The organism is Spirosoma horti (assembly GCF_054776595.1).
Genome location: NZ_BAAHBQ010000009.1, coordinates 113,620 through 128,851 on the forward strand (window position 1 = coordinate 113,620; position 15,232 = coordinate 128,851).

Consider the following 15,232-nt stretch of genomic DNA (forward strand, 5'->3'; position numbering starts at 1 on the left):
TTGCTTAACGTGAAACCAGTACGCCTGTGTGCACTACTTGCCAAGTATTAGCTTGCTACCTTACGATTTAAGAAACTATTCTTCAGCCACGTCTGGTTTTTAAACTTCTCCCAGGCAATCAGGTAGACGTCTTTATCGAATAGTCGAGAGTCATGCCGGGCGCGCTGCATCAGCAACAGACCAAGTGGGAACAGCACAATATTTGCCATCCAGGCACCAATGGGTACCCAAACTAAACCGTCCTTTGCATACTTATCACCCGCGATGGTCAATATATAGAGAAAGATAAAGAACACGATGGCAATCAGCACGGGCAGGCCGAACCCTCCCTTTTTAATGATCGCTCCCATCGACGCACCAATCAGAAACATGACAAAGACCGATACCGCCTGCGTGAACTTATGGTGACTTTCTAACTCATACCGCCATACGTTCTTTTCCTTTTCGGTCAGGTACGTCACGTTCGATGTGGAGTATGATAAAATATTCTGCGCCTGATTCAGCGCCATTTGGGCCAGGTCAGGCGTTACTACAGTTTGTTTCCGAAGCAGGGAGTCCACCCATTTCCCTTCGGTTACCTTTTTCTGTTTCAGTATAGCATCGGCCTTAAACTGATAGGTATAATACTGGCGGGAGGTACCCGCGACATTAAGACTTGTGTTGTTATAATCTCTCCGCAGGGAGTCCGTCAACGCCGATAACTGCTTGAGATCTTTCATGTACTCGTGGTACTCAAACTGATTTTCGTCAGTACGCTTGATCCCAAACGACTCCAGACTAATCACCAGCCGATAGTCCTTGAACCCATTTCGCATGAACTGCGCCCCCTGGGCTGCCGATCCATTGCTGGCATAACTGATACTATTATCAGAATATTCCTGGTAATCATTGCCATTGAAGAGCTGAAAAACGAGGTATGTCCGATCTTTATCGGTGTACATCCGCCCTGAGTCGGCCAGGATAATTTCGCGATTACCCGATTCCACACCGCTCATGGGGTGTTTGTAAATAACCAGCCCTTTGAGCAGATCGCCGGTAGTACTATTTTTTCCTGCTTTTACTTTATGGTCAACCTTAATGCTGTAGCCCGGCAAATCGTTGTAGAAAATACCTTCCTTTAAGTTTAGCGTGGCTTTGGCCGTTTTTATATCATAGAGCAGACTGTATCCTTTCAGGTTGGCCCAGGGCGCTACTGAATTATTGAACCAGAACGAGAACGCACTGATAAACGTAGCAACAATAAGTAAGGGCCGCATAGCCCGAGTGAGTGAGATTCCCGCACTTTTGAGGGCTGTCAGTTCAAAAAATTCGCCCAGATTCCCAAACGTCATTAACGATGACAGGAGAACGGCCAACGGCAACGCGGTTGGAATAGTCAACAAGGCAAAGTAGAAAAGCAGACGGCCGAAGGTGGCCAGATCGAGGTCTTTGGAGACGAACTCGTCGATGTAAAACATCAGCAGTCTCATCAGAAAGATGAAGATGACGACGCCGAGTGTCAAAAAAAACGGCCCCCAAAATGAGCCGAGTACTAACTTATCTATTTTTTTCATTCTACTATGCCGCGCAGGCGGACCCGAATGTACAGATACAGAGCAGGATCTGGTTTACATATACTACACCATATATAGTACGTATTTTGGGTCTTTCATAGTTCATTTATGCCGCTCCCTTAACTAATTTTAACTTCCTACGATTTCTTTAAGCTTATACATCAGGCCATCCCAGAGATCTTGCAGTTCCTCTTCGTCCGTAGTTGCCGAATAATCGGTGATACGCAGAAAGGTTGATTGGGTCAGTTCGCTCTGATCGACCCGAAAGTCAACATAGTTATTGTCGGAGCCGTTTTCTGCCGTTTCCAGGAATTCAAACCGGACCCCCTTGTTCTGGCGCATGGATACCTGTCTGGCGATATGGCTTTCGTTGTCCCATTGAAAGTCATATCGTTGTTCAGGCATCGTATTTACCTTACTGGCAAACCACTGCGATAAGCCGGATGCTGTACTAATATAAGGGAACAGCATTTTGGGAGATGCCCGAAGTTCGTATTCGGCAATAAACTTAAATTTCTCCATAATATCTTCGCCTGATCAAGGGGGGCTTGGCAAAGGTAAACGAATTTTTTTGCGAAAGTCAACGACTTTTTTTGCTTCGCGTCTATTTTTCCCTACTTTTGTGAAACGAAACGGCGGGGTAGCTCAGATGGTTAGAGCGTAGGATTCATAACCCTAAGGTCGGCAGTTCGATCCTGCTCCCCGCTACATTTTTTTTCACTGGCACCAGTTAATCCAACCCGCACCTAAAGCGGGTTTTTTGCGTTTTAAGCCCCTAAGCGCATGCCGTCTCCTGTTAAACCAGGCATGTACGAGTACTCCTATCCCTAACAAATCAATGCAAACGCCCTGACTTACATCAAGTCAGGGCGTTTTTTACAGAAAAGAAATCAATTTTCACCCTATTGAATCACCACATTGAAATCCGTATCCAGGTCAGATGAGCCAGGCGTTGCAGTGCCATTTTTTACGTTTGGCTGATGGCGTAAAACAACCTTCAGTTTACCCGATCCGGCAGCGCCCGTTTTCATTTCGGTGGTCAACCCAACCGGGTAAGGACCAGGGGCAGGATTCGTATCTTTATCCGTCAATGTGATGGTCAGCGCCAGTCCGGTACTGGGCGTGTACACGAACAGGTGTTCGTTGAGCTTTTCTCTGATCTCCTCCGTCGCATCGAGTGTGGGCGTTTTTGTTTTATCCAGCAGCGAAATAGCCCCCGTATAGGTTGTGTTGGCTTTCAGGTTCAGGGTTGCTTTACTAAAATCAGCGCTTGTGTTCAGATTTTCGATGGTAGCCGTTACTATATCGGTGGGCACGGCCTTGTTCGTAAGCGTTAATGTGGCCGTCGTGATGGCTTCATTATCGTCGGTCGGAGCTACGTTTTGTTCGTCGTTTTTGCAGGCTCCGGCCAATAGGACAACGAACGCGAGCGATAGAACCGATTTTGCTGGGTTATTCATGCTTATTGAGTTTAAACTGTACAGGTTGTTATTATTGTGTTTATTGTCGTGTCTCACCACTGGCGTTTGCACGCTCTATTACTGAGCCAGATTTTTGGCAAAAAGTGGTAGTTTAACTTTGAGTATCAGGTTACGGCCAGGCTCATCGGCGAAATAGCGAAAGCGATTCAGGTAATCCCGGTAAGCCGTATTGGCCAGATTGGTCCCACTTAGGATGACGCTGATGGGCTGTTTACCCAGTTGCGTCTGAAAACCCGCTTCGGCTCCCAGCAGAAAGTAAGCTGGCGGTGGAGGAGCAAAATCGCCCGTAAAAATGACGGCCCCGTTTTCCTGCCGACTCGTCACGGCGGGTGCCCGATTCTGCCGGGAAACGTACAGCCCACTCACCGAAACATATAGGCTGGTTAGTTTCCCCCGTTTCGCCCAGTCATATCGGATGGCATCATCCGACCGATTGGCGGGAATAAATACGAGGTAATCATGATCCGTCTGGTTGTAGGCAAACAGGAGTGAGTTTTTGCTCGTGACAGTGAGTTGATTCGTCAGCTTGTAGGTAATCGACGCATCGACACCACGAAACGTTGCCCGAACCTGCGCATAGGTATAGGACGGAAACGCACCCCGCTGCCGGATAACGGGCACCGAATCGGGTTTCAGGTAGATGTAATTATCGATCCGGTTGTTATATACACCGATCTCTCCACTCAGCCGTTTGCCCGCGTAGGCCAGCACGAGGTTGCTGTTATACGCCTGTTCAGGCTGTAGATCTGGGTTACCCTGCTCGTAGGCAACTGCGCTCTGGTGCAGGCCATTCGAATACAGATCAGCCACGTTGGGGGCACGCCAGGCGGTGCTGACGTTTGCCGTGAGGGTTAGATCCGGGCGAAGCTGATAGGCCGCCCCCAGCGAGCCATTGGCATTTTGCCAGGTATGTGTTTCAAAATAGGTACGCTTCGTGACTTCATCCAGAAAATAGGCCCGGAGCCAGCGATAATCATACCGAAGGCCAGCCTCCAGCGTCAGCCTGCCCACGGCATAGCGTTCGATAGCGAACAGGCCAGCGCCATAATTGCGGAAATTTGGGATCAGAAACAGGTACTCCCGAACGTTGCCCTGCGTGATGCCATTAAACCCGACACTCCCCGACCACTGTCCGGCATCGCGATGGCCACGGGCTTGTATTTTAATGGGTGCATGCTCCCAAACAAGATCCAAGGTATGGGTAACCAGTTTGAGGTATAATTCGGGCGTTCGTATGCCACTGAACGAAATGAAATCATACTCCCGACGTGTATTCTGCTGACGGGCAAACGTTGCCGTCAGCGTGCCCCCCCCGTTGAGATGAAGATGGCCGCGCGCTTTCAATAAATCGTGCTGTACAGCCTGGTAAGGCCGGTTGAGAGCGTACGAGAAACCAGGTTGCGACAATGGCTCCGGACGGCTGATGGCGGCATATAAATCAGCCAGACTACCCACCTGAGCCCCCGTAAACAACCCTATTTCCGTATCGAATTGACTATAAAACAGTTCTACTCCGATATTCTTATGGTCGTAGTGGAGATCGCCCGAGAAGTTGTTCTCGTGATAGCTGGTATTTTCCAGATAATACTTGGGCGTTTTAACGTAACCCGACCGTTTGAGCGTTCCCTGCAGGCGCCAGCTCAGCCCCGTTTGTTTCTTATCGAACGCGCCTTCCATCATGCCGGATACAACGCCCATGCCCCCGTTGGTCGCTCCTACCAGGTTTAGTTCACCACTGATGCCGGGCCGTGTGGGCATTGCTTTGGGTTCCACCAGAATAACGCCCCCAATCGCATCGGATCCATACCGAATACTGGCTGCGCCCTTTATGACGGTCAGCCGGGAGGCCAGAAACTGATCGACCTGGGGCGCGTGCTCCGTTCCCCATTGCTGATCTTCCTGCCGAATGCCATTGTTAAGTATAATGATCCGGTTGCTGTATAACCCGTGAATGACCGGTTTGGAAATACTGGGGCCTGTCTGGATGGAATACAACCCGGCTAGTGCTTTTAAGCTTTCGCCCAGCGATTGACCCCTCGTCTGATCGAGGGCTGCTCCGGATAAACTAACCTGCGTTTGGAGTAACTGCTGGGCTTCAGACCGGTGCTCAGTCACGAAAACTTCCTGCAACGTTTGGTTATCAGAGGCAAGTTGTACAGGTTTTATTGTTACAACGGAGTCTCGCCCAACCTGAACGGACACCGTGCTTGTCTTATAGCCAACAAACTGGACGTCAATCGTGTAGCTTCCCGCACAAAGGCGATTAAGCTTAAAATTGCCAACCGAATCGGCGACAGTGCCTGTTTTTAACTCACGAACATAAACAGTTGCGCCTATCAATGGCTGTTGCGTATCCTGACCCGAAATCTGCCCTTGCAGCCTTGCCACACAGGAGTCTGACTGAGCCAGACTCCACGAAGCCGTTATGACTAGCAACCCGATCAAAATACCTATTTTCTTTACGTTATTCATTCGCCCTAGTGCCGTCAACACGCCTGAAAGCACAACTTCATTTATGCAACGAGGTTGCAATAATAAACAAAAGAGCGGATACTACCTAATAAAGAAACTAGTAAGCGAAAGTCGAGTGTTCTCACAGGTACTATTATCGCGAACCACGCCCTATTTCCGGGCGTAGACAAATGCGTGGACAAGAAGATAATCGCCTGTAGTCAACGAGTCTCCAGGAGAACCGCGGCTCAGTAAGCTGGTTCAGGAGCGGAGAATTCGCTTAGATTCCCATTTCTTGCGACGTCATAGAGTAGTAAACGCATTTACGACTCTTCAACCTTTTGAAAAAGCACGATCTGCCCGTACTATGACTGCGAACCAAGTTAAGCCAACCGAAGACGTATTAAGAGCTCGCCTGGCTACTCAGTTACTATTTCTTGTCTGCGGCTTGGGTATGGCTAGTTGGGCACCCATGGTTCCTTTTGCAAAAGATCGGTTAACCTTAAATGATGCCAACCTGGGTTTGTTATTGCTCCTCTTAGGGGCTGGATCTATGCTTATGATGCCAACCTCGGGTTGGCTGGTAAGCCGTTTGGGTAGTCGGCTTGTCATGGCCTGTGCTGCCCTACTAATGGCGCTTACCCTGCCGCTGCTGTTGCTCCTTACCTCCACGATAGCCATGGGCATAACACTGTTTGTATTCGGTTCAGCCATTGGTGCTATTGACGTAGCCATGAACGCCCACGGACTGCAAGTACAGAACCTGTATGGAAAACCAATTATGTCCTCCCTACATGGCCTCTTCAGTATAGGTGGTCTGTTCGGTTCGCTGGGCTTAGGCTTTTTGATTAAGCTGGGCCTCGACCCTATGTACGCGGTTAGTACGATTTCCTTACTAATGGTAAGTATTACCCTAGTCCAGTACAAACACTTATTTTCTGCTGCTGTTGAACGACAGGTAATGGCCAGGTTTTCGACTACAACTGAGCAACCAGCAGAAGGCAGGAAAACCTACGACTGGTTGCACGGCCGTGTACTTTTCCTGGGGCTAATGTGCTTTGCTGTTTTTCTGGCAGAAGGATCCATTCTCGACTGGAGTGCTATCTTTCTGCGCGATATCAAAGGAATTAACGTAGAACTTGCCGGAGCCGGTTACGCGGCCTTCTCGATTGCCATGGCGACAATGCGGCTGATGGGGGATAAACTAGTGGTACGCCTGACAAGTAAAACGGTTGTCGTTGGTGGCAGTTTAGTGGGGGCAGTCGGTTTGTTGATAGCGATACTAAGTCCTTGGGTATGGGGTAGTTTAGTTGGTTTTGTACTATTGGGGCTGGGGGTAGCCAATATCGTGCCTATATTCTTCAGCGAGGCTGGTCGATTAGCCGGTATTTCACCAACGGTAAGTATACCGGCTATTACAACGATCGGCTACACGGGTCTATTGGCCGGGCCAGCTTTGCTAGGCTTTATCGCCTACCATTTTTCGTTATCCATAGCCTTGAGCTTTATTGCCCTGCTCCTAGTGCTCGTTGCACTCGTTTATCAGATCAACGGAACAGCGAAATAGACATATGCTGAAAAAGCTGTTCCCGCCGGGACAGGCAAAGCTCACCGGATGGCCCCGGTGGGCTTTTTTCAAGTTTTAACAGGCGGTTTCCAGTTGGCGAATCCGCGGTTGTAGTGGCTCGCTTCCGAGTGGCCCCGTCAGGAGCGGCTTACAGGAAATGATGATCGGGACACACGGCTGGTCGTTCGTTTATCCAGTGGTCCGCTACCATGCCAGCTACTCGGTATGGCATGTACGACAACGAGAACAGGAAGATTTTACGTAAAGAGCACTCGACAAACATAAATCGAACTTTTGAGCTTACTCTATACATTACTAGGTTGATTCATGGGGTCTAAACAACGGATGTTGATTGACTCGTATTGACCCATTAACAAGCCACGTATCGTATGACGAAAGCCATTTACATCGCGTCAGTAGAGCCTTATACCGGTAAATCCTTAGTAGCCCTTGGCCTGGTGAATTGGTTACTGGGGAAAACCAAAAAGGTGGGGTATTTCAAACCCATTATTACCGAACAACCGACGGGTCAGAAAGAAATCCATATCGAAACCATTCTGGACTACTTTGCCCTGCCCATCGCCTATGAAGACACTTACGCTTTCACCCGGCAGGAGGCTTTGCAACGCATGGAATCGGCCGGGCGGGGCGACATGCTCAATACCATCATCAGCAAATATAAAATCATAGAAGACAGCTGTGATTTTACCGTAATCGACGGCAGCGATTTTCTGGGCGAAGGCATCGCCTTTGAATTTGAGTCGAATGCCGCCATTGCCAAAAACCTCGGAGCTCCGGTACTGATCGTCATCAGTGGTGACCAAAAATCCACGGCCCAAATCGTCAGTTCCGCACAGAGTGCCCTGCAAGGATTTGTCAGCCGGGAAGTACAGGTGCTAGGCCTGGTGGCCAACCGGGTGAAGCCTGATCAGGTTGCCGACGTCCAGGAACTACTTCGCATGCAGCTACCGGCCGATAGCCTGCTCACGGTTATTCCGTGGGAAAAACAGTTGCAAAGCCCGACGATGAAAGAAATCAGGGATGCCCTGGGGGCCAAAGTCCTGTTGGGCGAAAGTCTGCTTACCAACCCGGTAGACAACTTTGTCACCGGCGCGATGATGCTGCCTAATTTCCTGAATTATATCAAGGAGAACGTACTGATCGTCACCCCGGGCGATCGGGGCGACATCATCATCGGGGCCTTGCAGGCAAATCTGTCAACGAACTATCCGAAAGTGGCGGGCATTGTACTCACGGCCGATACGGTACCGGATGAGCCTGTAACCCGGCTCATTTCAGGACTCCAGACGGTGCTCCCTATTCTGACCGTCAGTCAGGGCACCTTTGGGACGACTACAGCCATCGGCGCGATCCATTCCCGCATTACGGCCGATAACAAGCCCAAAATCGAGCTGGCCCTGAACCTGTTCGAGGCCCATATGGACATGAAGGCCCTCGACGACCGGATTGTCACGTTCCACGCCGAGGGTATTACACCACACATGTTTCAGTATCAGTTGGTGAAGACAGCCAAGAGCCAGAAAAAGCATATTGTGCTTCCCGAAGGCAACGACGATCGCATCCTGACCGCAGCCGTTAGGCTCCTGGCTCAGAATGTGGTCACGATCACCTTGCTGGGCGACGAAACGGAAATCATGGCGTCCCTCAAGCGGTTGGGCCTTCCGGTGGATATGACTACCCTGACCATCATCAATCCGGCCACGTCGCCCCTCTATGCTTCTTACGTCGAAACACTTTACGAACTGCGAAAAACCAAAAATGTGACCATCGACATGGCGCAGGATCTGATGCTTGACGTGTCCTATTTTGGCACCATGATGGTCTACAAAGGACATGCCGACGGTATGGTTTCCGGAGCGGTACATACGACCCAGCATACCATCCGGCCGGCCCTGCAGTTCATTAAAACCAAGCCGGGCGTTTCGCTGGTTTCCTCCGTCTTTTTCATGTGCCTGCCCGACCGGGTTTCTGTCTTCGGCGACTGCGCCGTCAATCCCAACCCAACAGCCGACCAGCTAGCCGACATTGCCATTTCTTCGGCCGACACGAGTGCTCGCTTCGGCATCGAGCCCCGCATCGCCATGCTGTCCTATTCGTCGGGCAGTTCGGGCGAAGGCGAAGATGTGGACAAAGTCCGGCGGGCAACGGCGATCGTTCGCCAGAAAAGGCCAGACTTGAATGTGGAGGGACCCATCCAGTACGATGCCGCAGTCGACCCACTGGTGGGCCACCAGAAACTGCCCGATTCGACGGTTGCAGGTCGAGCCAGCGTGCTGATCTTCCCGGATCTGAACACGGGAAACAATACATACAAGGCCGTGCAGCGCGAAACGGGGGCATTGGCCATCGGCCCCATGCTCCAGGGACTGAATAAACCCATCAATGACCTGAGTCGGGGCTGTACAGTCGACGACGTATTTAATACCGTCGTCATCACCGCCATTCAATGTCAACAAAATTCGTAGCGGCCACGCTACCAGCCATTATGCACATTCTCATTATTAATGCGGGAAGTAGTTCATTAAAGTATCAGCTTTTCAACATGCCCGCCATTGAGCCCCTCTGCACGGGGCTGATTGAACGCATTGGGACGGATCAGTCCTTTATTCGCCACAACGTAGTGAGTCAACCGAGTAGTCCGGTCATCGAGCGGCACGAACCGATTGCCACACATGCCCAGGGTTTTGCGGAGCTGGTAGCCCTGCTTTCGGATGCGAACGTTGGCGTTATTCAGCATCCGGACGAGATTATGGCCGTTGGCCACCGGGTGGTGCATGGCGGAGAAAACTTTACCCGGGCTACCCGCATTACCCCGTCGGTCAAAGAGAAAATCAAATCCTATTTCCCACTGGCCCCCCTGCATACGATCAACTATGTATGTATTGAAATCGCGGAACAGACCTTCCCCAAAGCCGAGCAGGTTGCCGTCTTCGATACCGCCTTTCACCAGAGCATGCCGGAATACGCCTTTCGATATGCCATTCCGGAGTCGCTCTACCGGGAAGAAGGCATTCGGGTGTATGGCTTTCATGGAACATCCCACAAGTATGTCAGTGAGAAAGCAGCTGCCTGGCTGGGCAAACCAGATGCGAAGCTCATCAGCGTTCACTTAGGCAATGGGTGCAGCATTACGGCTGTTCAAAATGGAAAGTCACTGGATACCAGCATGGGGTTCAGCCCACTGGCTGGCCTGGTAATGGGGACCCGTTCGGGCGATATTGATCCGGCGGTCATTTTTTATTTGATCGAGCACGGCTACAGTCCTGATCGGGTCAATACGATACTCAACAAACAGTCAGGGATGGCGGGTTTCACGGGGTTTAGTGACATGCGGGATGTGCGTAACTTACGGGACGAAGGTGATGCAATGGCCGAACTAGCGACCGAGTTGTATGCCTACCGGGTCAAGAAGTACATCGGGGCCTATACCGCCGTATTGAATGGACTCGATGCGCTGATTTTTACGGCCGGTGTAGGCGAGAACGATTCGGTTGTGCGGGCGCGGATTTGCCAGCAACTGGACTATTTAGGAATTCACCTTGACCCGGACAAAAACGTGGCCATTTCACCCGGCATCCGGGAAATCAATTCGGTCGAATCACCCGTCAAGATCCTCGTCATACCGACGAACGAAGAGCTTGAGATTGCCCAACAGAGCTTTAGTTTATTGCAAACCGATTCAAAGCAGGTAGAGTAGGAACCGGAGCCGATGGGTCACGCTAAAGTCATCGTAGCTGACCCCATTACTTCTTCGCATGCTATTCAGGGGTCTGGCGACTTAAATGACAATAATCTGTTTCTCATCCTGATACTGCTGTCGGCCGTCCGACCAGTGAAGCAGTGCCCGCCAGACCCCTTTGTCCAACTGATCTGTGGAGACCACCTGGCGGGGCCGCCCGCCGGGCCTGATGGGTATGTGAACGTCTACGCCCGTTTTCGGAGAAAAGAACGTTAAATCTCCCTTTTTGAACGACATGGGTAGAACGAAAGAGAGAAGATGTGCACTGGAATCGAATGTCATGTTGGTAAAAGAAAGAAGGTTAATAACCCGACAAATGTGACGGAAGGAAAACGTCCTGTCGATGACCTCCATCAGCCGGAGCGTTGACAGATTTCAGACCGAAGCCTGAACGGTATCACCCATACCCACTCGGTCGACCTGCACCTTTGTGGTAGCCCTCTTCTTCATCTAGCCATCCGACTCCTATGTTACGCTACCTGATTATCAGCCTGTTCATGGCACCCTTATTGGCAAATGCCCAACTGCCTGATGATTGGTCACGACTTCGCACCTACGCCACTGCGATCGGCATAGACAGCCTTTGCGAAAACCCCGACCCGGTTTGCCTCAAGCGCTACTTCACTCAGATTGTCTATGGACGAGTGCCCCAACGGACAGGCTATCAGGGCGTACCGGAACATATGGATACCGTACGAATCAACCGGCTGACGAGTCAGTTTATGGCCGGTATGAATTGGTGTCCGCTCCTGGATTCGCTCGAATCGCACGATCGGAGTTATCGTCAGTTAAAAGACTATTGCCTGCGCTGTTTGATTGACGATTACATGACCGATTCCCTAACGATGGAGCAGGTGCAGGAAACGCTCAATACTTACCGCTGGCTAAACCGCTTTGCCGGTGATAAACGGGTCATCGTCAACATTCCTTCGGCAACGCTTCGAGTCATTGACCAGCGGGGAAATACGCTGCTCTGGAGCCGGGTCGTCGTTGGAAAGAACAGCACCCCGACTCCGCGTTTTACGGCCCTTATTCCCAGCCTGGTAATGTACCCTTACTGGAATGTACCGCGCTCCATTGCGGTGAACGAACTACTGCCTAAAATTCGAAAAAATCCTGTGCAGACCCTTGAAGCCCTGAACATACAGGTTCTGAATTCAACGGGTACGGTAATCGATCCAAAAACCGTCGATTGGTCCGTTTCGGCCAAATCGTTTCCATACCGGCTGCGGCAATCGACGGGCTGTGGCAATGCATTGGGTGTCTTGAAGTTCAACGTGACTAGTCCCTATGATGTGTATCTGCACGATACGAACGTGCGATTGGCCTTTACCAGCGAAAACCGGTTCTTAAGCCACGGCTGTATCCGAGTGGAGAAACCCGTCGAACTGGCGAATCTGCTTCTGGGTTACAGCCGGTTCAGCCAGACTTACCTGACGAGTTGCCCAAAGAACGCCACGCCCAAAACACTCAGTCTGCCTAGGGCCATACCCGTACTCGTCACCTACAACGTATTGGACCTGGATGAGGCCGGGGCCATTCAGGTCTATCGGGATGTGTATGGCTTGTGGAAATTGGCTTTGTAAACGGTATCTAAAACCAGTCGAATGACAAACCAATCCAGCCAACCGTCGCTTCCACCTGCCACCGTCGCTCAGGGATCGACAATACCTATTTTGATTTTTTGGAGGCCCTTTTGCCGCTACTACAATCGATGAGTGAACTCCCGAATTTGACCATGCCCGAGTTCAGATGCCCAATACGCTGTTCATGGCATGGCGACACGAACCTTGTGAGGTGAAACCGTATTTTCTGATCGTATAGGTGGCGCTTTTGGCCATGTTTTATTAAATCGAAAAAATAGAACTTTCAGCCAATCAGCCGTTACCACGTAAGCGAGCAGAATCAGGCTAAGAGCCACCGCTTGTTGAGTATGGGCGATGGAAAACCCTAATAAAGCCGCTAGCGGAGAAATCGGCAGATAAATGGTTATCAATAAAGCGAGTACACCCGTTATCACCAACCATTTTCCGGGCCTGCTTTTGATAAATGGATGTCGGGTGCGGATGATGAACAGTATGAGCAGTTCGGTAATCGATGACTCGATAAACCAGCCGGTTTGAAAGGGTGAACCCGACAGATGAAAATACTGGAAGAGGGTATAAAACGTAATAAAATCAAACAGCGAGCTATGCAAACCAAACACAATCATGAAATTACGAATCTGACGCATATTCCATTTCTGCGGCCTGGTCAACTGGTCATCGTCGACTTCATCGGAAGCAATGGTTAGAAAAGGCAGATCCGTAATCAGATTGGTGAGCAAAATTTGCTTGGGAAGCATCGGCAGAAACGACAGCACCAGGGAAGCCCCCGCCACACTAAACATATTCCCGAACGTAGCGCCCGTGGTAATAAAAATATACTTCATCGAGTTGGCGAAGGACTTACGGCCTTCCAGAATGCCAGCGGCCAGTACCGAGAGGTCTTTTTCCAGCAGTACAAAATCGGCGGCTTCCTGCGCTACGTCGACAGCATTACTGGTCGATATGCCTACATCGGCGGCATGAATGGCGACCACATCGTTGATACCATCGCCGATATAGGCAACCGTCGCCCCTGTGTGTTGCAGGGCATTGATAATACGTTCTTTCTGATGCGGTTCGATTTCGGCAAATACATCCGTTTGGCATGCCTTGACCGCTAAGGCTTCCGGGGTCAATTGATCCAGGTCGTCGCCAGTAAGCATAACGGGGGTTGTCCTGACAATGGCCTGGGCGGTATGCAAAGCGGCAAATCGGTTGTCGCCCGTAATGATTTTTACAGCTACCTGCAACTGGCGGAGTTGGTTAAGGGAGCCTAGGGCGCTTTCTTTTAGGGGGTCTTCCAGCAGAATAAAGCCCAGGAATGTCATTTGGGTCTCGTCGACCCGGCTAATCTTAGCAGTAGTCATCGGTTTATAAGCGAGGCCGAGCACCCGGTATCCAGCCTGACAGTAGGTAGCGAACCGATTTTCAATTGCTTCCTTAATGGATTCACTAAACGGCTCTGGCTGACCGGGCTGCGATTCGACCTGGCTGCACACATCCAATACATTAGGTAGCGCGCCTTTTGTGATAAAATATCGCTGATCACCGGTTTGTACGGCAATGCTGAGCCGCTTCCGAATGAAATCGTAGGGAACTTCGTCCAGTTTCCGGTAGTCATCGATCGGCAAGTGTAAGGAGGCAATCGCCTGGTCGACGGGATTGGTAAAGCCTTGCTGAAATGTAGCGTTTAAGTAAGCGTATAGCCTGGTTCGTTCATCCGTTTTCCCCAACCAGTTGACCATATCATTCACCGTAGCGGTGCCTTCCGTAATCGTTCCGGTTTTATCGGTACACAGGATCGTTACTTCGCCTAAGTTGAAAATCGAGGATAGCTTTTTGACAATTACTTTTTTGGCCAGCATCCGGTTAGCCCCCGCCGACATTGCGAAGGTCATGATGGCGGGCAATAGCTCAGGAGCCATGCCGATGGCAAGAGCCAGCGAAAAAAGAACGGAGTCGAAAAATGGCTTTTTGAAATAGAGGTTTGCCGCCAGGATAATCAACGACAGCGAGATGGTTATCCGCAACAGAAAATAACCAAAGTGTTTGATACCTTTTTCAAAAGCTGTTTCCTGAGTTTGCGTCAGGCTGTGCGCCAGTTGACTAAACAGCGTCTGGTTACTGGTATGTACCGCCATCGCCCGGGCAGAAACGCTGATCACGTTGGTCCCCTGCCACAGGCAGTTGGTTTTCTGATGCAAAGGGGTCGCATCAGGAATGATTCCGGCCATCTTTTCAACCGGATAAGACTCGCCGGTCAATGAGCTTTCGTCGACGTGTAGTTCGTTGCTTTCCAAAATCCGGCAATCGGCGGGAATACTATCGCCCGCATCGAAAACCACCACGTCGCCCGGAACGACTTCATCCGTATGTAGCTGCTGTTCTTTCCCATCGCGAAGCACGGTATGTTTCATGGCAATCATCGACCGTAGCTTTTCGATGGCTCGTCCGGCATTCAGCTCCTGCCAGAACCCCAGAAAACCGGTTGCCAGCAGGATCACCAAAATAATAAGCATATCGGACGTTTCGCCCAGTATGGCCGACAAAACAACTGCCACTACCAGGAGCAGTACCAGCGGACTGGTAAACTGACGGACCAGCAAGGCCAACTCACGACGGAAGCGGCTTTCGGTATGCAATTGTTTGCGCTGGGCCCGAATACGTTCAGTCGCGTCTGTGGCAGTTAGTCCGTCTGGCGATGAGTGAAGCGCACCATACAGTTGTTCGGGTGTTGTGGAAGAGAGCGATAAATGGTCCATGCCGACTGAAGACATACCTCGTGACTTATACTGATCTTGGCTTTTGGTAAGAATCCACCCGATTTTACCTGG

10 protein-coding genes and 1 tRNA gene are annotated in these 15,232 nt (G+C 50.7%); 5 read left to right on the top strand and 6 right to left on the bottom strand.

What is annotated here, in order from left to right:
* Positions 1–47 precede the first annotated feature (47 nt).
* Positions 48–1,553, bottom strand: a complete 1,506-nt coding sequence (locus tag ACYVAM_RS25955) for an LptF/LptG family permease (protein ID WP_461072556.1) — start codon at positions 1,551–1,553, stop codon at positions 48–50.
* 129 nt (positions 1,554–1,682) lie between these two features.
* Positions 1,683–2,075: an START-like domain-containing protein gene (locus ACYVAM_RS25960; RefSeq protein WP_461072558.1), complete on the bottom strand. Its 393-nt coding sequence runs from the start codon at positions 2,073–2,075 to the stop codon at positions 1,683–1,685.
* A 112-nt stretch (positions 2,076–2,187) separates the two neighbouring features.
* Here ACYVAM_RS25960 and ACYVAM_RS25965 point away from each other — a divergent pair.
* A tRNA-Met gene (locus tag ACYVAM_RS25965) sits at positions 2,188–2,261 on the top strand.
* Positions 2,262–2,455: 194 nt separating this feature from the next.
* Here ACYVAM_RS25965 and ACYVAM_RS25970 read toward each other — a convergent pair.
* Together ACYVAM_RS25970 and ACYVAM_RS25975 are read right to left on the bottom strand one after the other, a co-directional pair.
* Complete coding sequence (locus ACYVAM_RS25970) at positions 2,456–3,013, bottom strand: hypothetical protein (protein WP_461072560.1); 558 nt, start codon at positions 3,011–3,013, stop codon at positions 2,456–2,458.
* A gap of 78 nt (positions 3,014–3,091) precedes the next feature.
* Positions 3,092–5,506 carry a TonB-dependent receptor gene (locus tag ACYVAM_RS25975; RefSeq protein WP_461072562.1) on the bottom strand — a complete coding sequence of 805 codons (2,415 nt, stop codon included), beginning with the start codon at positions 5,504–5,506 and terminating at the stop codon, positions 3,092–3,094.
* Positions 5,507–5,852: 346 nt separating this feature from the next.
* Between ACYVAM_RS25975 and ACYVAM_RS25980 the strand changes: the two genes are divergently transcribed.
* The 3 genes from ACYVAM_RS25980 to ACYVAM_RS25990 all read left to right on the top strand — a co-directional run bounded on the left by ACYVAM_RS25980 (position 5,853) and on the right by ACYVAM_RS25990 (position 10,770).
* A complete protein-coding gene (locus ACYVAM_RS25980) occupies positions 5,853–7,052 on the top strand; it encodes an MFS transporter (protein WP_461072564.1) in 1,200 nt (399 codons plus the stop codon).
* A 389-nt stretch (positions 7,053–7,441) separates the two neighbouring features.
* On the top strand, positions 7,442–9,538 hold the full coding sequence (pta, locus tag ACYVAM_RS25985; RefSeq protein ID WP_461072566.1) for a phosphate acetyltransferase: 2,097 nt from the start codon (positions 7,442–7,444) through the stop codon (positions 9,536–9,538).
* Positions 9,520–10,770, top strand: a complete 1,251-nt coding sequence (locus ACYVAM_RS25990; protein ID WP_461072568.1) for an acetate/propionate family kinase — start codon at positions 9,520–9,522, stop codon at positions 10,768–10,770. Before pta ends, ACYVAM_RS25990 begins: the two co-directional genes overlap by 19 nt.
* An 81-nt stretch (positions 10,771–10,851) precedes the next feature.
* On the opposite strand, the gene ACYVAM_RS25995 is transcribed toward ACYVAM_RS25990, so the two are convergent.
* Positions 10,852–11,094 carry a hypothetical protein gene (locus ACYVAM_RS25995; protein WP_461072570.1) on the bottom strand — a complete coding sequence of 81 codons (243 nt, stop codon included), beginning with the start codon at positions 11,092–11,094 and terminating at the stop codon, positions 10,852–10,854.
* 185 nt (positions 11,095–11,279) lie between these two features.
* On the opposite strand from ACYVAM_RS25995, the gene ACYVAM_RS26000 reads away from it, so the two are divergent.
* Positions 11,280–12,398 carry a L,D-transpeptidase family protein gene (locus ACYVAM_RS26000; protein WP_461072572.1) on the top strand — a complete coding sequence of 373 codons (1,119 nt, stop codon included), beginning with the start codon at positions 11,280–11,282 and terminating at the stop codon, positions 12,396–12,398.
* Positions 12,399–12,580: 182 nt separating this feature from the next.
* Here the strand turns inward: ACYVAM_RS26000 and mgtA are convergent, their stop codons facing one another.
* Positions 12,581–15,175, bottom strand: coding sequence for a magnesium-translocating P-type ATPase (gene mgtA, locus ACYVAM_RS26005; RefSeq protein WP_461072574.1), 2,595 nt, complete (start codon positions 15,173–15,175; stop codon positions 12,581–12,583).
* Positions 15,176–15,232 lie beyond the last annotated feature (57 nt).

What these genes read in the sequence shown, in the direction of transcription:
- ACYVAM_RS25955 (WP_461072556.1), bottom strand. Translation starts at nt 1,553, where the DNA reads ATGAAAAAAATAGATAAGTTAGTACTCGGCTCATTTTGGGGGCCGTTT.
- ACYVAM_RS25960 (WP_461072558.1), bottom strand. Translation starts at nt 2,075, where the DNA reads ATGGAGAAATTTAAGTTTATTGCCGAATACGAACTTCGGGCATCTCCC.
- ACYVAM_RS25970 (WP_461072560.1), bottom strand. Translation starts at nt 3,013, where the DNA reads ATGAATAACCCAGCAAAATCGGTTCTATCGCTCGCGTTCGTTGTCCTA.
- ACYVAM_RS25975 (WP_461072562.1), bottom strand. Translation starts at nt 5,506, where the DNA reads ATGAATAACGTAAAGAAAATAGGTATTTTGATCGGGTTGCTAGTCATA.
- ACYVAM_RS25980 (WP_461072564.1), top strand. Translation starts at nt 5,853, where the DNA reads ATGACTGCGAACCAAGTTAAGCCAACCGAAGACGTATTAAGAGCTCGC.
- pta (WP_461072566.1), top strand. Translation starts at nt 7,442, where the DNA reads ATGACGAAAGCCATTTACATCGCGTCAGTAGAGCCTTATACCGGTAAA.
- ACYVAM_RS25990 (WP_461072568.1), top strand. Translation starts at nt 9,520, where the DNA reads ATGTCAACAAAATTCGTAGCGGCCACGCTACCAGCCATTATGCACATT.
- ACYVAM_RS25995 (WP_461072570.1), bottom strand. Translation starts at nt 11,094, where the DNA reads ATGACATTCGATTCCAGTGCACATCTTCTCTCTTTCGTTCTACCCATG.
- ACYVAM_RS26000 (WP_461072572.1), top strand. Translation starts at nt 11,280, where the DNA reads ATGTTACGCTACCTGATTATCAGCCTGTTCATGGCACCCTTATTGGCA.
- mgtA (WP_461072574.1), bottom strand. Translation starts at nt 15,175, where the DNA reads ATGTCTTCAGTCGGCATGGACCATTTATCGCTCTCTTCCACAACACCC.